Origin of the sequence: Actinomadura sp. 9N407 (assembly GCF_044326315.1) — a bacterium.
In the GTDB taxonomy this organism is placed as follows: Bacteria; Actinomycetota; Actinomycetes; order Streptosporangiales; family Streptosporangiaceae; genus Spirillospora.
On record NZ_JBIRAW010000004.1, the window covers coordinates 25,776 to 51,779 of the forward strand.

Here is a 26,004-nt window from a genome sequence, read left to right on the forward strand (position 1 = left end):
GCGTTGACCGCAGGACGCCCGCCGTCCACGTCCCGTGCCCAAGATTCCTCCAGTCCGCCGCCCGACCGGGCCCTTCCCCCTGGAGTACGCGCATGAGATCACCCCTGCCCGCTCCGAGACGCCGGACGTTCCTGGCGATGACCGGGGTGAGCGCCGCCGCGTTCGCCGCCGGCACCGGTCACGCCGCCGCCGGCGAGACCGCGGGCGGCAAGGTGCCGTCCGACCCGTTCACGCTGGGCGTCGCGTCCGGCGACCCGCTCCCGGACGGCTTCGTGCTGTGGACGCGCCTCGCGCCCACACCGCTGGCCGCCGACGGGCACGGCGGCATGCCGCCGCGCCCCTTCACCGTCCGGTACGAGGTCGCCGAGGACGCCGCGTTCAAGCGCGTCGTCAAGCGCGGCCAGGCCCTCGCGACCCCTGAGCTGGCCCACTCCGTACACGCCGAGGTGCACGGGCTGCGTCCGGGCCGGGAGTACTTCTACCGTTTCCGTGCCGGTTCCGAGCTGAGCCCGACCGGCCGTACGCGCACCGCCCCGGATCCCCGTACGACGCCCGACTCGCTGCGGTTCGCCACGGCGTCCTGTGCCGCCTGGTACCACGGCCACTTCACGGCGTACGAGCACATGGCCAAGGAGGACCTGGACCTCGTCCTCTTCCTGGGCGACTACATCTACGAGTACGGCATCACCCAGACCAACATGTGGCGGCAGGGCGTCCCGCTGCCCGGCCCGGAGCACGCGGTCGAGATCAACACGCTCGAGCAGCACCGCCTGCGGTACTCGCTGTTCAAGACCGACCCCAACCTCCAGGCCGCGCACGCCATCGCCCCCTGGCTGTTCACCCAGGACGACCACGAGGTGCAGAACAACCACGCCGACGAGTGGTCGGAGACCGGCGTACCGCCCGCCGACTTCCTGCGCCGCCGCGCCGTCGCGTACCGCGCGTACTACGAGAACCTCCCGCTGCGCAGCGTGATGCGTCCGGAAGGCCCCGACCTGGCCCTCTACCGGCGCTACAAGTGGGGCCGGCTCGCGCAGATCGACATGCTCGACAACCGGCAGTACCGCGACACCTACCCGGCCGGAGTGGTCACCGACAACTCCCCCGAGCGGCACGACCCGAAGCGCTCGCTCCTCGGGGCCCGCCAGGAGAAGTGGCTGTACGACGGTCTCGGCGAGTCCGACGCCACCTGGAACCTCCTCGGCTCCGGCGTCGTCGTCGCGGAGATCGACCGCGACACGGGACCCGGCGAGCTCTACAGCAACGACATGTGGGACGGCTTCCCGGCCAACCGCAAGCGGCTGTGGTCGGCGCTGGACCGGCACGGCATCGCCAATCCGGTGGTGCTGTCCGGCGACATCCACCGCCATGTCGCGGCCGAACTCAAGGCCGACTTCAAGGACCCCGCGTCCAAGACGATCGGGACCGAGCTGGTCACCGGCTCGATCGGCTCCGACGGCGACGGTGCCGAGACCGACTCCACGGGCAGGCTCTGGCTGGCCAACCCGCACGTCAAGCTCTACAACGCCCGGCGCGGGTATGTGAGCTGCGATCTCACGCCGGCCAAGCTCACCTCCGAGTACAAGACCGTCGAGTACGTCACCCGTCCCGGCGCCCCGGTCCGTACGACGGCGCGCTTCGTCACCGAGGCCGGGCGTCCCGGCCTGAACCGAGAGGTCTGACCGATGACGACCGTGACCCGCCGCTCGGCCCTCGCCCTCGCCGGCCGCCGGCCCCGTCCCGTGCACGCCCTGCGCGCCGAGGCCGGGATCGGCCGGATCCGCCTGTCCTGGAAGGGCGAGGCGTACGAGCCCCTCGTCGACCACTACGCCATCTATGGCTCGCACTCGCGCGGCTTCGGCATCGGCCCAGAGACGCTCATCGGCAAGACCGTCTACGGCTTCTTCATGCACGACCGCATGGGTGGCGAGCGCCAGGACTGGTACTACCGCGTCGTCGTCGTGGACGCCGCCGGCAACCGCAGCCGCCCGTCCGCCGAACTGGCCGCTCACAGCATCGAGTCCGTGACCGTCGCCGGCAAGGCGCTCGCCACCGTGGGCGACTTCGACCACAAGACGCTGGAACTGGCGTTGGCGCCCAATGGGTACGCCCAGTACCGCACCCGGTTCCCCAACGGCTCGGACTACACGTACGGCAAGAGCACACCGGCGAACGACTGGGCGTACATCCAGCCGGGGCCGTCCGACTCCTGGGCGGGCAACAAGCCGAGCCGCGCGACGTTCCGCTTCCCGCTGGAGGCCGTACCGTCCGGGGAGACGTGGCTGGCCATCTGGCTGGTGGACACCCACGCCTCCATTCCCGGGACGATCCAGCTCGCCCTCAACGGCACACCCGTACGCGAGGTGAAGCTGGAGAACGGCGGTACGCGGGGTTCCCTGGAGGGGGACGCGACCCTGCCGAGCACGCCGCTCAAGCCGTCGTACGTGGAGCTGGCCCTTCCCACCGCCGCCTTGAAGGCGGGCGAGAACGTCCTGACCATCGACAAGCAGATCGGCTCCTGGCACGTCTACGACGCCCTGGGCATCTTCGCCCGCTGACCGCCCTTCCCCGTGACCGCCCTTCCCCGTTGACTCGTGGCGTGTTCGCCCTCCCTGTGCCGTGAACAGGCGAACACGCCACGAGTCAACATGGTCGGTCTGGCTATCGGCGGTAGGTCAGGCCGTAGCCGAAGGGGAACAGCGGGTCCTGGCCGTCGCCCCGGTTGATGGGCTGCTGGGAGACACTGTTCATCCAGGTCACCGGCAGTTTCCCGGTCGGCTTGCGGATCCCGAACAGCACGTCGGCCACGCCGCGTCCCTCGGTGCCGGGCAGCCAGGACGCGAGCAGCGCGTTCCACTTGGGCAGTTCGGCGGAGATGTCCAGCGGGCGGCCCGAGACCAGCACCACGATCACCGGCACGCCGGAGGCGCGCAGCCGCTCGATCGTCGCCAGATCCTCCGCGTCCAGGCCCATCGCGCCGGGCCGGTCACCGAAGAACTCCGCGTACGGCGTCTCGCCCACGACCGCCACGGCCGCCTCGTACGAGCCGTCGATGCCACTGCCGTCTCTGCTGTACGTCACCGTGCCGGACTTGCCCGCGGTCTGCTCGATCCCTTCGAGGATGGTCGTCCCGGGCGTGATCGGGCCGGACGAGCCCTGCCAAGTGATCGTCCAGCCGCCGGACTGGTTGCCGATGTCGTCGGCGTTCTTGCCGGCCACGAAGATCTTGCCGTTCCCGCGGTCCAGCGGCAGCACGTTCCGCTGGTTCTTCAGCAGGACCTGCGACTCGGCCACGGCCTCGCGCGCCAGGGCCCGGTGCTGGGCGCTGCCGACCGTACGCAGGTAGCGGCGGTCGGTCAGCGGCCGCTCGAACAGCCCCAGCTCGACCTTCTTGGTCAGGATCCGGCGGTTGGCGTCGTCGATCCGCGCCATCGGCACCCGGCCGGCCTCGACCTCGGCCTTCAGCGTCTCGATGAACCGGCGCCACTCGCTCGGCACCATCACCATGTCGATGCCCGCGTTGATCGCCGTACGGACCTCGGCCGGGGTGAAGCCCGGCTGCCCGTCGATCTGGTCGATCCCGTTGTAGTCGGAGATCACGAAGCCGGAGAAGCCCAGCTCCCGCTTCAGCACGCCGTTGATCAGGTGGTCGTGGCCGTGCACCTTGACACCGTTCCACGAGCTGTAGGTGATCATCACCGAGCCCGCGCCGCGCCTGATCGCGGCCTGGAACGGCGGCAGGTGGATCTTCCGGAGCTCGGCCTCGGAGAGCTGCGTGTCGCCCTGGTCCTTGCCACCGGTGGTCCCGCCGTCTCCGACGTAGTGCTTGGCCGTGGCCAGGACGGACGCGGGCCCGCCCAGCCGCCGGCCCTGGAGCCCGGTGACGACCGTGCTCATCTGCGAGGGCAACTCGGGGATCTCGCCGAACGACTCGTACGTACGGCCCCAGCGGTCGTTGCGGGCCACGCACAGGCAGGGCGCGAAGTTCCAGTCGACGCCCGTACCGGAGACCTCCTCGGCGGTGGCGGCGCCGATCCTGCGGACCAGTTCGGGGTCGCGGGTGGCGCCGAGCCCGATGTTGTGCGGGAAGATCGTCGCGCCGACCACGTTGTTGTGGCCGTGCACCGCGTCCACGCCGTAGATCAGCGGGATCCGCAGCGGCGCCGCGAGCGCCGCCCGCTGGAAGCCGTCGTACATGTCCGCCCACGACTCGGGCGTGTTCGGCGTGGGCACCGATCCGCCGCCCGACAGCAGCGAGCCCAGCCGGTAGCGGGTGATGTCCTCGCTCGTGACGTTCTGCCGCTCCGGCTGCGTCATCTGGCCGATCTTCTCGTCCAGGCTCATCCGGGCCAGCAGCCGCTCCACCCGGTCATGAACCGGGCGCCTGTCGTCCAGGTAGGAGATGGTCGGTTCCGCGGTCGCGCTCCCGCCCGTACCGGACAGCACGAGTGCCGCCATCAGGCCGAGGACCAGGGACCGGGGTGGGCTGCGGTGCATCGTCGCCTCCGCTTGGGGCTCATCGGGCCAATTTGTGTTCCCCCCCAACAAAAGCAACGTAAAGCGTTCGGAGCGCCGCGTAAACACCCCTGAGCACGACGAGACCCCGGCCACTCCCGGCCGGGGTCACGTACGCCCGATCACTTGCGTTCGTGCCGCCCGGACATCTTCCCGCCGGTGTCGCCGGTCCGCCCGGCGGTGCCCTGCGTCCGCCCGGTGGTGCCCTGGCCCTCGTGGGCGAAGTCGATCCGCTCCTTGCGGATCTCGTCCCGAACGGTCTGCTCGCTGGCGATCCGCTCGGCGCGCACCCGGATCCGCTCGACCGGGACGACCTCCTTGGAGATCATCGGGCGCTCCTCGTGCAGGATGAACTCCCGCTCGTCCTCGCCGATCCGGAGCCGGCCGGCGGCGTCGGCTCCCAGCTCGCCCTCGGCGATCGGCTCGCGCTCGATCCGCAGCTCCTCGCGGTAGACCGGGACGGTCCGCTCGATGTGCTCGACCTCGATCCGCTTGCGCAGCCGGACCCGCTCGGCCTCGTGCCGCTCGGTTCCGACCCGGACCCGCTCCTCGGAGAGGGTCATCTCGACCATCCCGTCATCGGCGGCGGGCTGCTCGCCCGCCACCCTGCCGTGGGTGGCCTGCATCTTCTCGGTCTTGGACATCGAGCCGCGGCCCTGCTGGTCGGCGCCCGCCTGGTCGCGCGCCTGCTGCTCGCCCGCGGCCTGGCCGCGCAGCGTCTGCTTGCGCGACGGCTGGCCTGGTACGGCGTTGGTCTGGCGCCCCGACGGCGGCCGCAGACCGTAGTAGCGATACAGGTCGGTGACCTGCTCCCGCGACAGATGCTGGTCGGCGTCGACGTTCGGCGCGTGCTTGACCTTGTCCTTGTCGAAGGGCACCTGGAGCCCGTCCTGGGTACGCCGGGCGTCGGACAGCGGTACGAAGCTCTCCCGCGTACCGAACCACCCGGTGTGGACCCGGACCCACTCCGGCTCCCCGGAGACGTCGTTGAGATAGACCTGCTTGACCGTGCCGCACTTGTGGCCGGAGCTGTCGGTCACATCAAGGTCCATCAGTTCCTTGACATTCGTCTGCGTCTGCACGCGAAACACCCCTGTTCCACTGAACGTTCCTGTGGGCGGGCGGACCCCGTCCGCGCGCGGGCGGACGTGCTTCGGCATGGACCGGGTCCAGCGCCGTGCGCGACGGGTCGGGGCTCCCCGGGCCGGACCCGCGGCGTACCGCGGCGCTACCCCCACTGAGCGGGGCCTCCCCCGTACCCGTACTCCGATGTCCGGAGTTGTCTGGCTACTACCTGTGTTTCCGATCGTGACCAGGGTAAACACGGCGCCCGAGGGCGCCCTAGCGGAAGTCGGACGCGGCCTCGGCCGCCAGCCGCCCGCACTCGCGCATCCGGATCGAGGGCATCCGGTCGGCCGGGCCGCACACCACGAGCGCGCCGAGCGGGTAGCCGTCGGGTGCCGTCAGCGCGGCGGCGACGGCGCGCGCGCCCTCCTGGACCTCCTCGTCGTTCGCCGACCAGCCCTGCCGCCGGACGCGCGCGAGGGAACGGTCGTCATCGAAGCCGGGATGGGCGGCCCGCAGCCGTTCCACCTCCTCCCGGGGCAGGTACGCGGCGATCGCCCGCGCCGCCGCGCTGCCGGGAACGGGCATCTCCGCCCCGGTGGCCATGCTCAGCCGTACGGGCCGGCGGCTCTCGGCCACCTCGGCGACGACCATCCGATCGTCCTCCATGACCGCCAGCAGGACGGTCTCACCACTGTCGTCGCGCAGCCGTTCCATGGCCGGAAGGACCGCCGCGGCCAGGCTCGCCGTGCCGCCCCTGCGGGCCAGGCCGAGGAACGCCGGCGCCAGCTCCCACCGGGTGGACGGGCCTTCGGCGGGCCGGATCCACCCCGCCGCATGGAGCGTCACCGCGATCCGGTGCGCGGCGCTCTTGTCCAGGCCGGTCCGCCGCGCGAGCTCGCTCACGCCCACCGGCTGGCCGGCCGCGATGGCCTCGACCACCGTGCACGCGTTGTGGACCGATCGCACCTGCTTGACCGTGCTCATGCCACCAACCTAGGATTAATACAACAAATATATCGCACAGTAACACACGCGCTGATCAGCGAACAAGACCGATCAGCCCGAGACGGATCACCACAAGGAGGGTCATGACGATCGCCCAGCCCGACCTGTTCCTGCCGGAGCCGGCGCCGCGCGAGGCCAAATACACGATCATCTCGGTGGACGACCACGTGGTGGAGCCGCCCGACACGTTCGAGGGGCGGCTGCCCGCCCACCTCCAGGAGCGCGCGCCGCGCATCGTGGACACGCCCGAGGGCCACCAGGTCTGGGAGTTCGAGGGCGACCGCTACACCCAGGTCGGCATGAACGCGGTCGCCGGCCGGCGGCCCGAGACCGTCCAGTTCGAGCCGTTCCGCTTCGACCAGATGCGTCCCGGCTGCTACGACATCGACGCGCGCATCAAGGACATGGACATCAACGGCGTCTGGGCGTCGGTGAACTTCCCGTCCCAGATCACCGGGTTCTGCGGGCGCGTCTTCTTCGCCACCCACGACCAGGAGCTCGGCAACGCCTGCGTCCGCGCCTGGAACGACTGGCTGTACGACGAGTGGTACACCAAGTACCCCGAGCGGATCGTCCCGCTGGGCATCACCCACCTCACCGACCCGCGGCTGGCCGTCGAGGAGATCCACCGCAACGCCGCCCGCGGCTTCACCTCGGTGACCTTCCCCGAACGGCCGCACGCCATCGGGCTGCCCTCGCTCTGGGACCGCGACCACTGGGACCCGATCCTGGAGGCCTGCGTCGAGACCGACACCGTCGTCTCCCTGCACGTGGGCAGCTCAGGCCTGTCCCAGCACCCGCCGGGCGCGCCCCGCCTCCAGCTGGGCGCCACCCTGTTCGGCCAGCAGTCGCTGCGCTCGTGCGCCGAATGGCTCTGGTCCGGCCACCCGCTCCGGCACCCGAACCTCAAGATCGCGATGAGCGAGGGCGGCATCGGCTGGGTCGCGATGCTGCTCGACCGGCTCGACAACATCGTGGACCGTTCCGGCTACGGCGACGGCTGGGACGTGCGCCCCTCGGACGTGCTGCGCCGCAACTTCTGGTTCTGCACCATCGACGACCCGTCCACGATCGACACCCGGTACCGGATCGGCGTCGAGAACATCATGCTCGAGACCGACTACCCGCACGGCGACAGCACCTGGCCCGACACCCAGCCCGTCATCGAGGAGGCCTGGGGCCACATCCCGCCGGCCGAGCTCCGCGCGATGTGCTCCGAGAACGCCGCCGCCCTCTACCGCCACCCCCTGCCCGCCACCGTCCTCCCGCTCGGCTGAAGGGGAACCATGCCGTTCGAACCCACCCCCGACAAGCTCATCCCCGACCTGTCGCTGCGCGAGGAACTCGTCCTGCTGGCCCGCTGCCTGTGGCGCGAGGGCTACAACGACCATCTCGCCGGCCACATCACCTGCGCCCTCGGCGACGGCACCCTGCTCTGCAACCCCTGGCTGATCACGTGGGATGAGCTCCAGCCCCACCAGGTCATCCGCATCGACCTCGAAGGCAACCTGGTCGAGGGCGACTGGCCCGTCCCCTTGGGCATCCCCCTCCACCTGGCCCTGCACGAGCAACGCCCCGACGTGGGCTGGGCCGTGCACAACCACCCCCTCTACGGGACGGTCTGGGCCGACATGCGCGAGGCCCCGCCCCCCATGGACCAGAGCTCCGCCATCGGCGGCGGCGAACTCGTCGTGGTGGACGAGTACGAGGGCGCCGTCAACAGCATGGAATCGGCCCGCGCCGCCGTCGCCAAGATGGGCGGCGCCGACCTCGCACTCCTCGCGGGCCACGGCGTCTTCGTCCTGGGCGGCTCGGCCCGGGCCGTCCACCAGCGAGCCATCGCCCTGGAGCAACGCTGCCAGCGCGCCTGGCACATCCGCGCCGCCGGAGGCACCCTCGACTCGCCACTCCCCCAGTGGTGGGCCGACAAGATGCGTCAGAGCAACGGCGAGAACTTCCTCGGCTTCTGGGAGGCGATGGTCCGCCAAGAACTAAGAGCAGACCCGTCCCTCCTGCAATTGCCCACCACCCGTGGCCGCGCCGCCCAAAACCGGCGCGGCCACGGCAAGTGAACAAAGCAACTACAACCACGACCCAAGCCATACGTACCGAACACGAGTACTAGCCGGACACATGGCCCACTCGGACCAATTTCAACTTGGCCCGATATTAACCCCATGTAATCAATCGATTACCGTTAGCTTGAAGTCGTGCCTACGTTCAACCATGAACTCCCGCTGGAGATGGTCCGCAACCGGCCGGATCTCGTCCCGGCACTCCTGCGCAGCGTCTTCCGGCTCGACGTGCCCAGCGACGTCCAGGTCACCCTGGCGTCGGAGTCTTACGCCGACCTCAACCCGGCCGAGCTTCGCTGCGACGCCACCGTCCTGCTGAACGACCCCGACAGGCCCAGTCTCGGCGTGGTGGTCGAGTCGCAGTTACGTCCCCGAGAGGAGAAGACCTTCAGCTGGCCCGCGTACCTGGCCCTGCTGCGCCTGCGCCGCAGATGCCCGGTGACGCTGCTGGTGTTCTGCCCCGACCAGGCCACCGCGCAGGGCTGCGCCGCCCCGATCGACATGGGCCATCCCGAATGGGTCCTCAAGCCCCTGACCGTCTATCCCGAGATCCTGCCCCCCGTCACCGACGAGTCCATGGCCCGGCGCCTGCCGGAACTCGCCGTCCTCAGCGCCCCCGCCCACGCCGACGGACCGAACGCCGAAGCCGTCGTCAGCAGCCTCTCAGCCGCCTTCGCCACCCTGACCGGCGACACCGGCAAGCTGTACCATGACTACGTGGTGTCACGACTGTCCGACGCCGCCCGGAAGCTCCTGGAGGAGACCGTGAAGATCGAAGACTACGAGTGGACCTCGGACTTCGCCATCACCCACAGAGCCGAAGGCAAGGCGCAGGGGCTGGCGCAGGGGCTGGCCGAGGGCGAGGCGAGGTCGGTGCTGTTGGTCCTCGACGCCCGTGGCCTCGATGTACCCAGCGATGTCCGGGAGCGCGTCACCGGCTGCACCGACTCCGACCAGCTCGAACGCTGGGTACGGCGCGCCGCCACGGTCGACACCGCCGAAGAGCTTCTGGATTGACGGGCACGACCCGGCCCGGCCTGAAGTAGTCAGGGAGCGATCAGGGAACGTCACTTTCTGGGAGAGTGGGAGCCCCAGGTTCACGCGCCCTGAGAGGACGTTCGCATGGTCCGCAAGAGTTCCCGGTCCCCGAGTTCGAACGGCTCCAACAAATGGGGGCTCGGCAAGACGCTCCGCGGATACCACCCGGACGACGTCGAGGCTTATCTCACCGCGCTGGAAACCGGGGCCGCGCCGCCTGAGGGCGGCCTGCGGGTGGTGGTACGCGGCTATGACATCGCCCAGGTGGACGAGATCATCAACAGCATGACCGGGGGCTCTCGCCCCTGATCGCCGCCCTCGTTCCGAGCTAGGAGCGCCTGCCGACGTTGAGTTCCAGCAGGTCCTGGCCGATGATGAGGCGGCCGGAGTAGCCGCGCTGCGCTGGCCTCCAGCGCTTGGTGTCGTCGCTGCCCGGAGTCAGGTGGGTGAGGACCAGGTTCTTGGCTCCGGCCTTCTCCGCCACATCGCGTCCCACCTGCTCGATGGTGGTGTGGGAGACGAGGAGATGCTCGCGCAGCGGTTCGCCGATCTCCGGGGGCAGCACCGCGACGAGCTCATCGACGAAGGCGGGGTCGATGACCTCGTGGACGAGGTAGTCGGCGTCCTTGGCCAGGTCGATGAGGTTCTGGCTGACGCCGGTGTCCCCGGAGAAGACGACCGAGCCGTCCGGTGTGTCGAACCGGTACGCGAAGGCGGGGGCCGTCGGGTGGTGGTCGACGAGCGTGGCGGTGACCCGGACGTCGCCGTCCTCCCACACCGGCAGCGGCCTGGTGAGCCTGGGCGGCTTGCCCTGCGGGTCGATGTCCCAGACCCCGTTCAGGTCGATGTCCCGTACGGAGAACAGGGCGTTGGGGTCGGTGAAGTTGCTGTCACGGCTGCGGTCGTTGAAGTCGGCCGCGAACGCCTGCCGCAGGTAGCCGGTCATGGCGGCGATCCCCGGAGTGGGGTCGGCGGGGTTGTACAACGGCGGCGCCGGCCGGTTCGCGGGGAACACCCGCGGCAGGGTGCCGCGGTCTCCGGGGCCGAACACGTCGATCGGGGGGAGCTTGCGCCCCACGGTGTTCATCGGACCCGTCGCGTACAGAGCGGGCCAGTCGGTGACGTGGTCGCTGTGCATGTGGGTCAGGAAGATGGCGCGTACGGCGGCCAGGGAAGTGCCGAGTCCTGCCGGCCCGCCGAGCCCGCTCTGTACGAGTCGCTGCTGGGCGCCGGCACCCAGGTCGACGAGATGCACGCGTCCCCGGTGAACGAGGGCACTGGAGACACCGCACCGGGCTCCGTTGATCCACGCGGGGCCGCCCGCCGTTCCCAGCAGGACGAGCCGCGTCCGGCTTTTCGGGCGCTGGCCGACGGGCCGGGCCGCTGCGGGCTGCGCGCCCGCCGCCAGCAGGCCGCTCGAGACGGCGGTGGCGCCCAGCACCTGCAGGAACCGGCGGCGGCTGTTCTCGGGCATCGAATCTGCCTGGCCGATGACGCGCGCAACGACGTCGCACATGGTGAAAACGCTCCTTGATCAGCGGAGATGAAAGGTGGGAATCCGTTACGACAGCGCAGCCGCGCGGCGCCGGGAGAGCAGCAGTACGGCGGCCACGACGGCGGTGACGAGGCCGAGGACACCGACGGCCCTGGCCAGGCTGCCGAGGGCGGCTTCGCCGGCGAGCAGAAGCAGCGGGCACACGAACTCACCGGCGAAGAAGGCCGCCAGCCACAGGCCCGTGCCGCGGCCGCGGTCCGCGTAGTCCAGCCGCGACATCGCCATGGTGAGCAGGGAGGGCAGCAGGATGCCGGCGCCGAGCCCGTTGAGCATCGCGCCGAGGACCAGCACGAGGGCGGTGTCCGCCAGGCCCATCACCACGAACCCGGTGGCACACAGGGCGAAGACGGCCGGCAGCCTGACCGAGGGAGCGCCCGAGAGCCTGGTGAAGATGATCGAACCGACCACGGTCGCGGCGCTGGCGGCGGCGGTGGCCCCGCCGATGACGCCGGTGGACTCCACGCCCAGATCGTCCAGCAGGTAGGACATCTCGACCGGGACGGTGTAGAAGACCACGGCGCCGAACGCCGTCAGCCCGCAGATCCCGGCCAGCTGCCGCAGGGGGAAGGGACGCGGCGTTCCCTCGACGGCGTCGGTGACCTTGCCGGGCCGGGGGGACGACAGGAAGGCGGCCATCGCGGGGGCGATCAGCAGTCCGACGGCATAGATCCAGAACGGGGCGCGCCAGCCGGCCGATCCCGCCGCTCCCCCGATGACGAAGAAGGCCGTCGCGGACGCGGACGCGCACATCGTCTGCAGGGCGAGGTAGCGGTCGCGGACACGCCCGCTGTAGTAGTCGCCGATCAGCGTGGTGCAGCAGGTCATGATCGCGGCCTCGGTGACCCCGACCAGGGCACGGCTGGCGACGATGGCCGGCAGCGAGTCGAGCCAGAGCGGGGCCGTACCGAACACCGCGTACAGGACGGTCGAGCCGACCAGGAGTCGCTTGCGGCCGAGCCGGTCCACGATCACCCCCGCGAAGGGGGCCAGCAGGGCCAGCGCGAGGGCCGGGATCGTCAGCACGATGGGAACGAGCGCCTTCGCGCCGGCCGCGTCCCCGAAGTGGTCCTGCATCTTGGGCAGCACGGGCGCGATCAGCACCGCACCCAGAATGGGCAGGCAACTGCCGGCCATGAGCAGCACCACACGCATGCGGTGTGCCGCCCCCGACGGGGTGTCCGTAACACCCATCGGCGGTGGCGAGGACACGGATTTGGGCATGCGGGCACTCCACGTGGCGGCAGGACGGAATGCGAGGTCGCATCGTTGCCGTGGCACGCCACGCGACGGAGCCTCATCACACCGGGGGGTGGGACCGCCCGGGTGAACGGGCGTTTCGGATTGCCATAACTATGAGTGAGGTCACCCCCGCCGCATAGCCCCCGGCTGATCGCGATTACTGATCGCGAGCATCGACGGCATGGATGATCGGCCCGCGCTCATCAGGCCCGACCGGCGGCCCGCGGGCCTCAGACCAGGAGGTAGCGCTGGGCGGTCAGCACAAGGCGGTCGACATAGCCAGCGTCATCGACGTCGGGCGCGGCGAAGTCGGACCCGTAGACCAGCCGCAGCACCAGGCCTGAGAAGACCGTACTGAAGCACCACTGGACCGCCTCCGCCAGATCGGTCCGCGTGCCGGGCCACTGGGCCGCCGTCACCGCGCCGCCGAAGTGGTCGGCCAGCCGGCGCACATGCTCCCGGCCCCGCCACCGCACCTCCGAATGCGCCCCGGACAGCAGGACGACCTGCTTCAGGAACCGCGCATGCCGATCGAAGATCGCCGCCAGTTCCCGTACCGCCCGGTCGATCGCCTCCCGCCCCGCCAGGGCGGCCCACCGCTCCTGGCGCGTGAAGACCTCCTGGTCGGCCAGCATGCGGGCGATTCCATGCTCGTACACGGCCAGGAACAGGGCTTCCTTGCTGCTCGTACGGTCGTACAGCGCACGAGGGGCCACCTGCGCGCGCTCGCACACGGCGGCGATCGTGAACGCCTCGTACCCGCCCTCCTCCACCAGCGCGACACCCGCGTCCAGGATCCGCGCCCAGGCCTGCCGGGAGCGCTCCTGCCGGGGCGGGTTGATGGCCAGGTCGCCGGGCTGAGTCACGTCCCCATTGTCGCCCCATTGACATCCGGACCGCGCGGCCCGATCCTCATTAAACCGTAGCGAGCACTACGGTTTACTGGAAAGGGCAGGCCATGAGCACTTCACCCCCGCGCGGCCGCGTCGCGATCATCGGCGCCGGACCCGGCGGCATGGCCGCAGCGCTGTCCGTCCACCAGGCTGGACACGATGTGGTCCTGTTCGAGCGCTATCCCGAAGCCCGGCCCGCCGGGAACATCCTCAACCTGTGGCCACCCCCCATCAAGGCGCTCGGCCTGCTGGGCGTGGACACCGGCGACCTCGGCGCGCCGTGCGCGTCGGAGTTCCGCAACGCCCGCGGCCGCCGCCGCGTCCGGGTGAACCTCCCCGACGACATCGTCCGCGACTACGGCGGCGGCTTCATCGGCCTGCTGCGTCCCGAGTTGTACGAGCGGCTCCTGGCCGCGCTGCCCGCCGGCGTCCTGCACGTCGACCACCACGTCGAACGCATCGAACAGGACCGCGACGGCGTCCGCCTGTTCCTGAACGGCCGGGAGCACGAGGCCGACGTCGTCATCGGCGCGGACGGCATCGACTCCCTCGTACGCCGCACCCTGTGGGGCGACTCCCCCAAGCGCGAGCACAACCTGCACGTCTTCGGCGGCTACACGTTCGACGAGTCCGTCGCAGCCCCCCGCGGCATGTGCGTCCTCACCCACGACCGCACCGTTCAGGGCAGCTGGACGGCCATCCGCGACAAGGGCCGCGACGGCTTCCAATGGTGGGTCCTGACCGCGCACGACGCCCGCGAGGACTTCACCGCCGAACTGCACTCCACCGCCGCCGGCCTGGCCGGGCACTTCCCGTCCCCGCTGCCCGAACTGATCGCCGCCACCGACCCCGCCCACGTCCAGCGCTGGGTGATCCGCGATCGCAAGCCGCTCAAGACCTGGTCCAAGGGCCGGGCCACCCTGATCGGAGACGCGGCCCACCCCACCTCCCCGTACGCCGCGTACGGCGCCGGCATGGCCACCGAGGACGGCTACTTCCTCGGCCGCCGCCTGGCCGGTGTGGACCTGCGCGACCACGTCCAGGTCGAAAGGGCCCTTCAGGACTTCGAGACCCCCCGCAAGCCGCACACCGCGCGCCAGTCCCAGACCGCCTACGCCCTGGGCCAGGTGTTCCACCACTCGCCCGCCGTACTGCGCCCGCTCCGCGACGCGATCCTCGACCACACCCCGCTGCTGCAGAAAGCGGTCGGAGAGGCAACACCGAAGGAGATCCTCCTCCAGCTCCAGGAGATCGACCGCGCCGAAGCGGCCATGGCAGAGGCCCTCCGCCCCTGACCCGCATGTCTCCGGCAGGACTCGAACCTGCGGCCTTCTGGTCCGCAACCAGACGCGCTCTCCACTGCGCCACGGAGACGTAGCGGGTGTGGGAATCGAACCCACCTGAAGTGGTTTATGAGGCCACCGAACGCACCAGCGTTCCTACCCGCCGCGGAGGGTGCGAGATTCGAACTCGCGCAGGGTTCACCCTGACGACGGCTTAGCAAGCCGCTGCCTTACCGCTCGGCCAACCCTCCGGGAAAACAAAAGACCGCCCGCGATCCGCGGGCGGTCAGGACATGCGATTCATGCCCAGGGGCGCACGGAACGGCGACGACTACGCATTCGGCTTCGCATTTCCGCTCCCCTCTCCTTCGTCTGGCCCTTACCCTGCCGTACCCGCGCGGGCATGGCAAAGCCTTTTCCGACGAGGTCCCGACCTCACCTAGCGCCCCGGTTCGGGGGTATCGAGCGCCACCCGCAAGGCACGCAGCGCGTGGTAGACGCGGGCCTTGACCTCGTCCACCGGAACTCCCAGCGAAGCGGCGGCCTCGTTCACCGACCGCTCGCGGAAGACCGTCTCGTTGAGGATCTCTCGATGCGCCGTCGGCAGTGCCCGGAAGGCCCGGGCGACACTCACCGGACGCACACGCCCTCCCGGAGTCCCGGGGGCGTACGAATCGCCGTTCTTGCCGGATCGCAGTGCCACGCCACGAACCTCGCACCCCTACCCGCCCAGCGGCACCCGCTTATGCCGTCCTTAAGGAACCGTTGAGCCACGGTCTGTGCCGGTACGTCCGGCACCGTCCGATGGAGTCGTTCTGGGAGCCAACCACCTGCGCAAACCCAGGGAGGAGAGCCACCGGCGAGTCCGGCACCGTCAGCGCACGTCGCTCAAGATCGACATGCGTTGGCTCACGTCTCCGGCTCCCGTGGCTCCCTCCCCTCAGCAGGGAGGAGGCCACCCCATGGCCCTAGAAATCACCGACACCCAGATGACCGCCACGGTCAACGGCAACCCCATAGCCACGGCCACCCGCAAGGGCCAGACCTGGCACGCCACCTCATGGCCGGCGCCACTCACCTACAACCAAGCCATCACAGCCATGACCCTCGCCGAACGCGAAGCCACCCACGGCCCCAACGACCCGTTCGCCCTCACCTGGCGCGAGGAGCTGGCCGATGGCTGACCGACTCACACGGATCACCACAGCCCTAGCCGTCCTGGCCGTGGCAGCAGTAGCCGCCGTCATCTCGTACCGCCACGCGTACGAGCTGGTGCACGCTCACGGGGAGTCCGGCATCACGGCGCGCCTCGTCCCGTTCACCGTGGACGGCCTCATCTGGGCGGCCTCCATGGTGATCCTGGACGCGAGCCGTCGGAAGCAGCCCGTACCACCATTGGCCAAGTGGAGCCTAGCCGTAGGCATCATCGCCACCATCGGTGCCAACGTGGCACACGGCCTGAACCACGGTGTCATAGGCGCGGTGGTCAGCGCCTGGCCGGCCCTAGCCCTAGTCGGCTCCTTCGAACTCCTTATGACCCTCACCCGCAGCGCCACCAGCCCGGAACCGACCCGCACCGATGTGGAGCACTCTCCCGAGGAAGCCCTGTTGGCCGAGTACAAAGCAAGCCTCAACGGCCCAGGACGCCCCCTCTCCCAACGCCACCTAGCCGAGAGACACGGCATCGACCGCTGCAAGGTAAAGCGGATCATCGCCACCGTGGACCAACCCAACACCACCTGAACCACCAGAGCCCCAGTCATGCGCATCGGCGCATGGCTGGGGCTCTCGCATACCTACGCTAATGACTCAAAGCTCTTCCCACACGCGCTTGAAGGATCGCCCAACTGGGGACCGGCGGCGAGGCCCACCTGCCGGACTCGGTCTGGACACCCAACGACCCTGATTAGAACTTTCATTACGGTTTCAAGGGCGCCGCTACGCGCCGCCGGCGGCCGCCCGCCCCGGCGCGCCGGGCGTGCGGCCTCTCCGGTCCGGTCCCGCCGCGCCGGACCGATCGTCCGCCTCGGAAATCCGAACCTTCCATCGAGGAAGTCCTGGACTAGGGCCCTAAGCGCGAATCTAAGAAATCCACTCACCGTTCTGGATTTCCAGACCAGGAAGGTGAAGGTCCTTGCGCGCTACATCAAGGAAAGCATTCCGTTCTTCAGAAGGATATCCGACGGAATGAGGTTTCTTATCGGGCTCGTCTGCTGGCCGACTGCCAAGTTCGATCGTCATTACCGTTGCACGGGAGTCGAGCCTTCCTGCCGCCTCTCTCACGGGTCGCGGGGAGATAAGCCTGACGATACTCGTTGCCCGATTTATCCGATACACCTCTTTCTCCAGTTCAGGGAGGACGGAATCAATCTTCTGCTCTATATGCAAGGCCGACTGTTGCTTCTGCTCAAACTCCCAAGCTTCCTCATATAGAGTAATCAGGTCCGCACATTTTAGCCAAAATTCGTCTATCGCGGTGAGCATGCTCACATATGCTTCCCGACGCTCCTCTAGAAAGCGTTGTCTATCTTCACGCTTCCATTCAAGTCTCTTCAGGTAGAAGTTTCCAATCAGGGTGAATAGGGCTCCCACGGACGCTCCCGCGAGTAGGATAACCTAGAAAGGTGTGCTATTCACTATTCCTCGGATGTGGTTAGAAGTCTCATTAATGCCCCCATGGCATTAATGGTAGCCAAGTTATTCACTACTAGACAAGCATATCTTACATATCTTAGTTAAGACCTTGAGTGGGAGGAAGCGGGAGGTACAGGCCCGGAAGTTGTGGGGTAAGACTGGCAAGCGTGGGTGAAGCGGGGGTCTCGTGCCCCCCAGCCCCCCGCGGGCCGGAGGGCACGCCCGCGCGATGCTGTCTGTCACACCGTCTCGCCGTTCGCGCGGTCGCACCCTCCGGGATGGTTGGCGTGCTATCGCGGATGCTGACAACGACGGTGAACATTCGAGGAGCGTGGACAGGTACAACGACTTGAATTCTATCCCACTAGTAAAAAATGTTCACCCTTTGTTTTGTGTCGACGCGAAATTCTTGGTTCATCCTTACGGGGTCCTGGACATGCTCGCCGCATTCCCAGCAAAATATCCGCTCCGGATATCCATAGGTAATGGGCCCCTCCTGGGTTTGTTCCGTTATGTGCGTTCCCAGTACCGAGGCGTCCGCTTCACAGATACTGCAATCCGCATAATATAGATGGTCGGATGGTTCAGTGAATCCGAAAGCGATAATCTCCTCCCCTTCGATCGACTCCAAACTGCACGCAAGACATTGGAAGCGTGTCGGAATTATCTTCTCAAGTTGTCGATCGCGATGATTGCATCTACCCTGGCATGAACAGAATCTTAGCTCCGACTTAACGGTTAGAAATGCTTGGTAGCCGCAGGAAGGGCACGCTCGACGCGTGGTAAAGCCTTCCAGCTCGCCATTATCGGGCTCTACGAGGGCCTGCACGCGCGCGGCCGACCGCTTGCCATGTCTAGCTTGGTAGATGCGTTTGGCGTAAGCGATCTTAACGGAAGCAACCTTCGCCACGGCGAATGCTTTTGATTCGAGTTCCATCGTCGTTGTTGCTTCGGCATTTACTTCACTCTCGGATTGTCTGCTACTTGTCTTTCCTTCACTCGGCTCGTTTCCGCGCAAGTTGTGGTGAGCCGTCTCTCCTTTGGTGTGTCGGTTAATGTAAGATTCTCTTAGTAATTCCAGGTCTCCTTGAAGACCCTCATATTCCTGCCAGAACTCTCGTGATGAGATGGACATCTCGGTGCGTAGAGACTCTGTGAGCTTCACGGCAAGCGCGAGAGTGTTCGCCGTAGTCGTTACGTCGTGGTAAGCAGAGTGGGCCACCCCGTTGCGAGCCGATAAGACGATTTCAAACTCCCTCATATTGATCTGCATTCGACCGCTCATTAGGCGTTCTGCTACCACAAAGGCCTCTGCGGCACCGATCGTTTTAGCTTGAGTCAATGGCGCCGGTGCTGCATCGCCTCGCCCAATCGCCTCGTACTTCAGGGCGCGGTCCCTTGAATCTGCGATCAACAGCACATTGAAGCTAGTCAAGTACGCTTTTAGAAGGTGCTCACAACCAATACCGGCATGAAGAACGGTCAGGACACTGAAGTCATTGCACCAGTGGGTCAGCGCCGACCGTAAGAATTTGGAACCCGAAGTCTTCAGTGCATCGAAGTCCATAGGAGGTTCTGTCCTTCTGTCTGGAGATAGGGCGAGTTCCAGTGTGACGGACTGTGCCACCGAGCGCGCGCAAACAGCATCATTGGCCTACCTTGCGACCACCGGGGTCGAACACCAGGAGCCACGCTCTAGATAAGCAGTATCGCCCTAAGATCGCCACGGCGTTGGGAACAGCTTGTGGTCAGGGGCGGTCGCTGCTGGGGCCGCCGGTGCTCGGCCCGTGACAAGCCCTGCGTTCCGAGTCCTCTGGCCCTGCGGAGTACTGGCGCAGGAGGAAGCGCCGGCCGGTTGGTGAGGACAGCCTTGACGACAACGACGGTCACCATAGGCGCACGTCCAGCACCGCCCGACCTCGGGACATGCAATGGCAGACCTAGCAGGCCAGGCGGCAGACGGTGAGCGATTAGCCACGGTGATCAAGAGGTATTCACGGTCACTCGCAGTACGGTGCGACGCCTGGTCAGCCGCCGTGAGGGCCATGATCCCGAATGATTCCCAAGCTGACCGCGCGGGTTCGATTCTCGTTACCCGTCCACGAAGAAGGCCCAGATCCGTGGGTGTGAGTCCCAGACCTGGGCCAGTCATTCCAGCGCCCAGGACGCCGCCGAACGATGAGCGAGCGATTAGGCCATCGGCACCATCGCCCCCGCTTCGCCGTCCTCACCCTCGTCATCGTCGCCCTGGCCCTTGTTCCTGCTGAGCCCGAACGAGGGCGGCGCTACGCGGTCGTTGGGCGACCACGCCAGGGACGGCGCGCTGGACGGTCGGCCTGTGCCTCCGATCCCGCCGTGGAGACCCGACTACGACTGCCCCAGCACGCAAGGCGTGGAGATCATAAAGTCGCAGAAACCTGTCGGGTTGTCCTGCCTGTCTGACTCCTGGAGGACTCGGCGCAGGGCCGGCGTCCCCGACTTCGCCCGAGAGATGGTCGGTCCAACCACAAGATCTTGGGGAAGATGTCACCGAGACACCCGGCATCTAGTCGAACGTAGTGGCGAGACAGCAGGGATGTAGTTACGATGTTGCCCAGAGTGGGAGGATCTCGATTCCTGTGGCCCTAGCTCTGATGTCTCGGTGATCGGGTCCCATGGGGTGCCTGGCTTGCCTACTTCGAGATCGATGGGGGCTCTCCCTCCGATACGACCCTGGAAGCGATGCGCGATCGATGAGTTACCACGGTTTTCCCTGGATTCTCAAGGTCAGTCTGCGTGGGCAAATGCGAGCCACGAAGTACTATGCAGGCAACAATTCTTTTGCTGGTGAGTTCGGCAAAGCCAAGCGGTATGAAAGTCGCGAGGAGGCAGAAAAGGTCGGATCTGCCCTCACTCGTAAAGTGCTGGCTGTCCGCGGGTTTCAAGCAATCCCATTCCCTGTTGATTCTCCAGGTGACCAGACGTCGAACGGGACCACTGTGGCACGTCCTACCAGCACTATCAACATCGACTGTGCCTGCTGTGATTTGCCGCAGCTAGTGCGTGAACGTCTCGGTGTCACACAGGACCTGTGTGAGATCTGTGCAGGCCATCAAGGGGCGCAGATCGAAAGTCGGCTAGCTCGGGCGGAGCAGCACGAGACATGGCTTCGTGATCGCATCGCTGCATGCCGTAAGAGTGAGGAGCTGATAAGAGAGCGGTTCGAGGAGCACACGAAGAACTCCGTCGACGTCGGTAGAGCAATTCAGAGGGCATTCAATCAACGGGGTGCGATGGCGCTCAGGTTGGTAAACGCCGCCGACGAAGCCGCTTCTCACGACTGCCCCACCCAAACCCTTGCTCGGGAACGTTGGATAGTCAATCTTGCCAGGCGGCATCGCGAAAACAGGCTCTACGACGATGAGGATCTATCACTGTAACACTTCACGCTGAGATGGTCTTCAGTCACCTGATCGGGCTGCTTGTACGCCTGTGAGCACTCGGGTCATCGGCCGGCGAGTGACGACACTCGAACGTGCCCAAAGCGGGGCTTTGCTGCCCTGGCCTCAAGCGGACCGGAGCACACAGTCGCGCGGGACACTCGGTCACGCTTGCGCACCGTTCGTGCTTGTGTGATCCGGATCGTGGTGGATGCGTTCGGGAGATTGCTAACACGGGTGCTAACAGCGGCCCTGGACGACCCTGGACGCGTGTGGGATCGGAGCACGCAAGGTTGCACTCTGAAGCAGGTCAGGGGACGTCTGTGGACGGGTGTGGATCTTGTTCGTTGGACTCGTAATGAATCGCTACGCAGCAACTCTCCGCTCAGCACTGCATGGTTGAGGTGGGTTGCGTGGCGAGGGCCGAGCCGAGCTGCCGCGTGGCTTCTGGCCCCCCTCCACAACAAGGATGAGACGCCCAACGCGGGGAGTCCTTCCCCCACCTACCAGACCTCAACAAATCAGGTGGTGGCGGCGACCGCGAGTGGAGGATACTACCCTCATGCGATTGAAGAGTCCAGGTCAAATCGATAACGCTATCGAGACCCTCAGAAGGCTAAAACTAGAATGTGGTAACCCGTTCAACCGAGTCGACCAGCAATATCGACAACAGGCAGCGGTACTCGACTGGTACGAGATGGCCGAAGGCCAACTTCGTAACCACTTCAGTTCCTCCGACCTCATTGACCAGTTGCGGGCCAGCCAACACCGGGTATCCGAGCTCAGCAACGTGAGCGCTGGTGTGTTCAACCGGGTACTTAACCAAGAGCGCAAGGATTGGGAGCACCGTTTCCAGGTAGCGTACGAGGAGTTGGAAAGGCTCAAAGTGTTCGTGGATCGTCCAGGGCATCCCGTGGTCCCGGACACTTCTGCGTTCATGGAGGGTGAGTTCTTCACAGAGTACGACTGGCAGAGCCTCGCCCTGCCACTTAAGGGCCAGACTGTACGCGTGATCGTCCCCATCCTGGTCATCGAGGAACTCGACTCCCTCAAGCGCAGCAACAACAGGTCACAGAAGCAGCAAGCACGCAAGGTGCTCAAGGCACTGTGGCAGCTTCACGGGAACGAACCGACCTCGCCGGCTGCACTGCCTCAGAGTGCCGACGTAACCATCGAGGTGCTCCTCGACAACGGATGGCACCGGCGGCAGCCAAACAATGACGCCGAGATCATTGACCAGGCCATTCAGGTCAACGTTCTCCTCGGCAAGCCGACGCTCCTCGCCTCATGCGACTACGTGCAGATGTACCGGTCGGCAGCCGAGGGGCTGTCGCCTGTCCAGGTTCCCCGCGCAGACGCCGAGGACTGAACCATCAGGGGCGCTACCTGACGGCAGCCACAGACGCCACGGGCCTAATCAGTTTTCACCAGGCATGGTGCGGGCAGCGGCTCAGGCGGCCGGAGGGTGACGGCAACGACAGCAACCAACCAGCACCATGGGCGCATGTTGGCCCCCGTCTGACCTTGGTCGACGGGGTGGCCGCAGGGTGGTTGCTACTTCTGAAAGCGGACGGTCGGCCTGCAGCCGCTTCAAGGCCCCCGCCGGTCAGTACCATCGCCCTCGCGGGAAGGTCTGTCGCAGCCTCTCGCCCGTTCGCGCGGGATGTGTGCTCCGAAGCGAGCAGCCCCCTACGGGGGCGTTCATCCTGCTCGCTGCGTTCGCGAGCCTCCGGTGGGGCGAGATCACCGCCCTCCGGCGGTGCGACATCGACACTGTAAACCGCACCGTCCGGGTTCGGGCGGCCTACGTCGAGCGGGCCAATGGAGAGATGATTCTCGGCCCCACCAAGTCACGGGCGGGCATGCGTACCGTTTCCCTCCCGGCCGCGATCGTTCCCCACCTGGTCGCCTACATGACCAAGTACGTCCGGCCCGGCGCTGATGCCCTCGTCTTCACCGGGATCAAGGGCGGACCGATGCGGCGGAGCGGCTTCAACAAGCTCACCCGTTGGAGCCACGTGGTTAGCGCGCTAGGCGTTCGGAACCTGCACTTCCACGACCTTCGCCACACGGGCAACACGCTGGCGGCCGACATGGGCGTCTCGCTACGGAATCTGATGACACGCATGGGGCACGACAACGAGCGGGCCGCGCTGCGATACCAGCACCGGTCGGCCAAGGGGGATCGCGCCATCGCGGACGGGTTTGACGCGCTCGTCCAGGCCGAGCGTGACCAGGGCGGAGACGAGGATGACGGCGGTCCGGCCGGCGCCCTGGTGCCGGTGGCCTAATGGCACGTTAATGGCACGAGGGCGCGCGTAGGGCTCCAAAAACGATCAAGGCCCGGGTGGGGATGTACTCCCTACCTGGGCCTTCGTGGTGGAGCGGGTGACGGGAATCGAACCCGCGCTGTCAGCTTGGGAACCAAACCGATCACACCTGTTAGGGCCGCTGACCTGCCCGCCACCCCTCCCACGAGTGACCGTGAGTACCTCTGGATCACCCTGGCTAATTGCCCGCTAATTGCCCGTCGTCGCCTCCCTGATCTGGCCTCTCGCCCGCACTCGTCGCCTGCCGCGCGCCCCCACTTCGCCTCCCCTGGCGCGCGGAGGCCGGCCAGCAGAGTCCACAGAACCACACGCCCTCATCTGATGGCCGCTCGCCAACCGTCCGCTTTTCAGCTAGAACGACCACCCTGCCCGGAGTGAGTCCGCCGAGGCTGGACGGTGGTCCTGGGCTGCCGGTGGTGGGCTCTGGTGGTGGCCGTTGCTGTCACTATTGCTGTCACCGTCCGGCGGTTCGCAGGAAGGCGACGCGATGCGCGGTCAGGTTGGGTCGGGCCTGGTAGCCGGCATCGAGCCAGACCGCCTGAGTGTGCTTGGGGTCCGTGCCCCACCATGCGGAGTGATCGAAAGCGCTCCGGGGCAAGGGTGCCCCGATCACGGTGGAGACCTCAGCAAAGGTCATCTCGATGCGTCCCCGGCCATCTGCGACAAGATGTCGCTCCAGCCGCTCATACTGCTCTCGTCGGACCACGTGTCCATCATCGACGCCACGGGCGCGGGTGTCAGCAGCCCTCGTGTCCACTTGGCGACAGATGCGCGCTCGGGACGGGCAGCGGATTTATAGTCCTACTGCCAGACGCTCCTGACCTGCACCTACACCGACCAGTCTCCGGACTTCGACCGGCATTCGGCATGGCAACCTTCCCTAGGCTCTACGCCCTCCGGCCAACGCGGTTTATCGTGAGCCTCGAAGCGGCCAACCTGCTGAAGGACGCACCATGGCACAGATCGAAGTCAAGGAGTGGAGCGCCGACCACTACACACCAAGGGCCCAGAAGAGCCGCGCACGCAAGTGTGCCCAGGGAGGTTCTGAGGTCTGCGGGCGTGATGCGGAGTTCACGATCATCTACCCAAACGGCGAGGCGATCGCCACGTGTCCAGATCACCTCATCACGTACGTCCGTACGAGGATCAAGGACGATGATTGAACCCGTACCTTCAGCTTGGGAATCATTCGGATCCTGGCCCTCAAGGCGGCTGCCCTGGCGTTGCGGCGCGCCGCGAGTAGCCGTAAATGCCCATTGATCAGCGTGTCTAATCGCTCACTAATCGTCCGATGACACACGGCGACCTGTCCCACCTCGGCAGGGATTGAATGCTGGGAGCCGCCTGGTTACCCGCTCGGGGTCGACTATCGACGCATACTACTTGGAGTCGCATAGATGACAGGTCTGGTACGTCGAGGCTCCATCACTGTTCAGCTAGCCCTTCTTGGGCCTTGGCTACTACAAATTGATCACCTTGGGATGTCTGTTCCGTGACGATCAGATCCACCCTCGCAGGTGCCGCAAACACATGGACCCTTCGGGGGGCTATTTCGGAGAAATCGAGGCAGACGAAGCCCGCAGTCATTAAGCAGTTCCCGCTCATCTTCGCGCAGCCCATATCGCTTTCTTGCTATGCGACCCGTATAAATAGCAAGGTCTGATTTAAGCTCCGACCGGAGTTCCGAAATGAAGCGCATGCATGCGCACGCGAAAATGAGATCGACCTTATCGGGCGGCTGAGAGTTAAGTTTGACTGCGAGTGCCGTCGGTCGTACTGCAGGTGGTGTCGATTCCAAGTTCCACTTTATCGCAAAAAAGAGAGTCCGAATACCTGGACTAATAAGCAGCCCATTTCCGTTGCGGAAGTACCAGTCCCCCATATCCTCGGCCAGCTTCTGGCGTTGAGTTAGATTTGGCGGCATTCCGTCGGGCGGAACTTGCCCTGTTATCTCCCAGAGGTCAGCGTAGGAGGTGACGAGGCGTTCCATGAGCTTTATCTTCAGTTGCCTGCGATAGTTGTGGGCAAACCATAGGCCTGTAGCGCCTAGAATTATTGCACCAATTATTTGTCCCCACTGAGTTTCCATATGCCTGATATAGCGCAATACCAACGTCTGTGCAAGAGCTGGCGCCATGATCTTTCGTCCCTGTCCAATGTCGGTGATCAGTTGTGCCAGCTCCAGACACGAGTCCTCCTCCCGTCATCCAGACTGTGAACAGTCCAGCTCAACGGAAGGCAGGGAAGGTGCCACCGCGTTGGTTCGCAACCCACCCGATCAGGCACAGCCGCCCCATCTGCCCCACCACTACCTGAGCAGGCCTCTCTCTTTCCCTGAGTCATACAGCAACAGTACTCACAGGTAAGGATATAAGCCTGTTCACGCCACCTATAATCGGCCACAGTTGCTGACCATCAGCGAACGGACGTGAAATGGGACAATCTCTATCTAGAGTACATGGCCATCTCACCAAGAACTGGAATGCGATACTAGCTGGTTCATCACTGATTGGCGTGGCGGTATTTTCACTTGTACCTGCACTCGACCGGTATGTTTCGGCCTTCTATTTCATCGCAGCCAACGCGGCTATATGGACTCTGATCGAAATAAAACAGCAACTGGGCCGCAATGTGACACCAGAAATCACGTACAGCAACATGCGAGCGGCGCGTGCCGACATAATGCAGGATATTCAGAGAAACCTAAAGCGAACCAAGCAAGATTCGCCACTCCAACTCGTTATTGTGGGCGGACGACTTCGCTCAATATCTGAGTATGTCAGAGAGGTGGCAGACGATCTAAGCGCGGGTAGATGCTCGGGATATCTAAATATACGTCTCTACTGCGCTCACCCGGACTACATAGCCCAGAGGACACTGCCGGGCGCGCTTGATGCAAGCATCCAGAGACAAAAGAACGAAATGCATGCACATATCATCAAAAATATAA

22 protein-coding genes and 3 tRNA genes are annotated in these 26,004 nt (G+C 66.0%); 12 read left to right on the forward strand and 13 right to left on the reverse strand.

Going from position 1 to position 26,004, the window contains the following annotated elements; translation table 11 throughout:
• Positions 1 to 92: 92 nt before the first annotated feature.
• Positions 93 to 1,682, forward strand: a complete 1,590-nt coding sequence (locus ACH34Q_RS07775; protein ID WP_395982094.1) for an alkaline phosphatase D family protein — start codon at positions 93 to 95, stop codon at positions 1,680 to 1,682.
• 3 nt (positions 1,683 to 1,685) lie between these two features.
• A complete protein-coding gene (locus tag ACH34Q_RS07780; protein WP_395982095.1) occupies positions 1,686 to 2,558 on the forward strand; it encodes a polysaccharide lyase family protein in 873 nt (290 codons plus the stop codon).
• 103 nt (positions 2,559 to 2,661) lie between these two features.
• Here ACH34Q_RS07780 and ACH34Q_RS07785 read toward each other — a convergent pair whose 3' ends face one another.
• The 3 genes from ACH34Q_RS07785 to ACH34Q_RS07795 all read right to left on the reverse strand — a co-directional run bounded on the left by ACH34Q_RS07785 (position 2,662) and on the right by ACH34Q_RS07795 (position 6,567).
• On the reverse strand, positions 2,662 to 4,497 hold the full coding sequence (locus ACH34Q_RS07785; RefSeq protein ID WP_395982096.1) for a glycoside hydrolase family 3 protein: 1,836 nt from the start codon (positions 4,495 to 4,497) through the stop codon (positions 2,662 to 2,664).
• A gap of 140 nt (positions 4,498 to 4,637) precedes the next feature.
• Entirely contained in the window at positions 4,638 to 5,597 is a 960-nt protein-coding gene (locus tag ACH34Q_RS07790; RefSeq protein ID WP_395982097.1) for a PRC and DUF2382 domain-containing protein, read from the reverse strand.
• Positions 5,598 to 5,856: 259 nt separating this feature from the next.
• The gene (locus ACH34Q_RS07795) at positions 5,857 to 6,567 is read right to left on the reverse strand and encodes an IclR family transcriptional regulator (RefSeq protein ID WP_395982098.1); all 711 of its coding nucleotides are present in this window, start codon (positions 6,565 to 6,567) and stop codon (positions 5,857 to 5,859) included.
• 104 nt (positions 6,568 to 6,671) lie between these two features.
• Between ACH34Q_RS07795 and ACH34Q_RS07800 the strand changes: the two genes are divergently transcribed.
• From ACH34Q_RS07800 to ACH34Q_RS07815, 4 genes are all read left to right on the forward strand, one after another.
• A complete protein-coding gene (locus tag ACH34Q_RS07800; RefSeq protein ID WP_395982099.1) occupies positions 6,672 to 7,865 on the forward strand; it encodes an amidohydrolase family protein in 1,194 nt (397 codons plus the stop codon).
• A gap of 9 nt (positions 7,866 to 7,874) precedes the next feature.
• Positions 7,875 to 8,660 carry a class II aldolase/adducin family protein gene (locus tag ACH34Q_RS07805; RefSeq protein ID WP_395982100.1) on the forward strand — a complete coding sequence of 262 codons (786 nt, stop codon included), beginning with the start codon at positions 7,875 to 7,877 and terminating at the stop codon, positions 8,658 to 8,660.
• A gap of 138 nt (positions 8,661 to 8,798) precedes the next feature.
• A complete protein-coding gene (locus ACH34Q_RS07810; RefSeq protein ID WP_395982101.1) occupies positions 8,799 to 9,680 on the forward strand; it encodes a hypothetical protein in 882 nt (293 codons plus the stop codon).
• Positions 9,681 to 9,785: 105 nt separating this feature from the next.
• A complete protein-coding gene (locus ACH34Q_RS07815) occupies positions 9,786 to 10,010 on the forward strand; it encodes a hypothetical protein (protein WP_395982102.1) in 225 nt (74 codons plus the stop codon).
• A gap of 19 nt (positions 10,011 to 10,029) precedes the next feature.
• On the opposite strand, the gene ACH34Q_RS07820 is transcribed toward ACH34Q_RS07815, so the two are convergent.
• From ACH34Q_RS07820 to ACH34Q_RS07830, 3 genes are all read right to left on the reverse strand, one after another.
• On the reverse strand, positions 10,030 to 11,217 hold the full coding sequence (locus ACH34Q_RS07820) for an MBL fold metallo-hydrolase (RefSeq protein WP_395982103.1): 1,188 nt from the start codon (positions 11,215 to 11,217) through the stop codon (positions 10,030 to 10,032).
• A gap of 45 nt (positions 11,218 to 11,262) precedes the next feature.
• Positions 11,263 to 12,390 (reverse strand): MFS transporter, encoded by a 1,128-nt coding sequence (locus ACH34Q_RS07825; RefSeq protein WP_395982104.1) that lies wholly within the window; start codon positions 12,388 to 12,390, stop codon positions 11,263 to 11,265.
• A 335-nt stretch (positions 12,391 to 12,725) separates the two neighbouring features.
• Positions 12,726 to 13,361, reverse strand: coding sequence for a TetR/AcrR family transcriptional regulator (locus tag ACH34Q_RS07830; RefSeq protein WP_395982105.1), 636 nt, complete (start codon positions 13,359 to 13,361; stop codon positions 12,726 to 12,728).
• A gap of 92 nt (positions 13,362 to 13,453) precedes the next feature.
• Between ACH34Q_RS07830 and ACH34Q_RS07835 the strand changes: the two genes are divergently transcribed.
• Positions 13,454 to 14,683 (forward strand): FAD-dependent oxidoreductase, encoded by a 1,230-nt coding sequence (locus ACH34Q_RS07835; RefSeq protein WP_395982106.1) that lies wholly within the window; start codon positions 13,454 to 13,456, stop codon positions 14,681 to 14,683.
• Positions 14,684 to 14,689: 6 nt separating this feature from the next.
• On the opposite strand, the gene ACH34Q_RS07840 is transcribed toward ACH34Q_RS07835, so the two are convergent.
• From ACH34Q_RS07840 to ACH34Q_RS07855, 4 genes are all read right to left on the reverse strand, one after another.
• Positions 14,690 to 14,762, reverse strand: a tRNA-Arg gene (locus tag ACH34Q_RS07840).
• Position 14,763: 1 nt separating this feature from the next.
• A tRNA-Met gene (locus tag ACH34Q_RS07845) sits at positions 14,764 to 14,836 on the reverse strand.
• A gap of 1 nt (position 14,837) precedes the next feature.
• Positions 14,838 to 14,922: transfer RNA gene (locus ACH34Q_RS07850), tRNA-Ser, on the reverse strand.
• A 188-nt stretch (positions 14,923 to 15,110) separates the two neighbouring features.
• The gene (locus ACH34Q_RS07855; protein ID WP_395982107.1) at positions 15,111 to 15,314 is read right to left on the reverse strand and encodes a sigma factor-like helix-turn-helix DNA-binding protein; all 204 of its coding nucleotides are present in this window, start codon (positions 15,312 to 15,314) and stop codon (positions 15,111 to 15,113) included.
• Positions 15,315 to 15,633: 319 nt separating this feature from the next.
• Here ACH34Q_RS07855 and ACH34Q_RS07860 point away from each other — a divergent pair, with 319 nt between their 5' ends.
• Complete coding sequence (locus tag ACH34Q_RS07860; RefSeq protein ID WP_395982108.1) at positions 15,634 to 15,855, forward strand: hypothetical protein; 222 nt, start codon at positions 15,634 to 15,636, stop codon at positions 15,853 to 15,855.
• Positions 15,848 to 16,414, forward strand: coding sequence for a DUF2637 domain-containing protein (locus ACH34Q_RS07865; protein ID WP_395982109.1), 567 nt, complete (start codon positions 15,848 to 15,850; stop codon positions 16,412 to 16,414). The genes ACH34Q_RS07860 and ACH34Q_RS07865 overlap by 8 nt, the downstream gene beginning before the upstream one ends.
• 339 nt (positions 16,415 to 16,753) lie before the next feature.
• On the opposite strand, the gene ACH34Q_RS07870 is transcribed toward ACH34Q_RS07865, so the two are convergent.
• Both ACH34Q_RS07870 and ACH34Q_RS07875 read right to left on the reverse strand, forming a co-directional pair.
• On the reverse strand, positions 16,754 to 17,263 hold the full coding sequence (locus tag ACH34Q_RS07870; RefSeq protein ID WP_395982110.1) for a hypothetical protein: 510 nt from the start codon (positions 17,261 to 17,263) through the stop codon (positions 16,754 to 16,756).
• A 406-nt stretch (positions 17,264 to 17,669) separates the two neighbouring features.
• The gene (locus ACH34Q_RS07875) at positions 17,670 to 18,872 is read right to left on the reverse strand and encodes a hypothetical protein (protein WP_395982111.1); all 1,203 of its coding nucleotides are present in this window, start codon (positions 18,870 to 18,872) and stop codon (positions 17,670 to 17,672) included.
• 2,414 nt (positions 18,873 to 21,286) lie between these two features.
• Here ACH34Q_RS07875 and ACH34Q_RS07880 point away from each other — a divergent pair.
• Together ACH34Q_RS07880 and ACH34Q_RS07885 are read left to right on the forward strand one after the other, a co-directional pair.
• Positions 21,287 to 22,093, forward strand: coding sequence for a PIN domain-containing protein (locus ACH34Q_RS07880; protein ID WP_395982112.1), 807 nt, complete (start codon positions 21,287 to 21,289; stop codon positions 22,091 to 22,093).
• Positions 22,094 to 22,391: 298 nt separating this feature from the next.
• A complete protein-coding gene (locus ACH34Q_RS07885) occupies positions 22,392 to 23,015 on the forward strand; it encodes a tyrosine-type recombinase/integrase (RefSeq protein WP_395982113.1) in 624 nt (207 codons plus the stop codon).
• A 493-nt stretch (positions 23,016 to 23,508) separates the two neighbouring features.
• On the opposite strand, the gene ACH34Q_RS07890 is transcribed toward ACH34Q_RS07885, so the two are convergent.
• The gene (locus tag ACH34Q_RS07890) at positions 23,509 to 23,760 is read right to left on the reverse strand and encodes a hypothetical protein (RefSeq protein WP_395982114.1); all 252 of its coding nucleotides are present in this window, start codon (positions 23,758 to 23,760) and stop codon (positions 23,509 to 23,511) included.
• Between the two features lie 247 nt (positions 23,761 to 24,007).
• Between ACH34Q_RS07890 and ACH34Q_RS07895 the strand changes: the two genes are divergently transcribed.
• Positions 24,008 to 24,217, forward strand: coding sequence for a hypothetical protein (locus ACH34Q_RS07895; protein WP_395982115.1), 210 nt, complete (start codon positions 24,008 to 24,010; stop codon positions 24,215 to 24,217).
• Positions 24,218 to 26,004 lie beyond the last annotated feature (1,787 nt).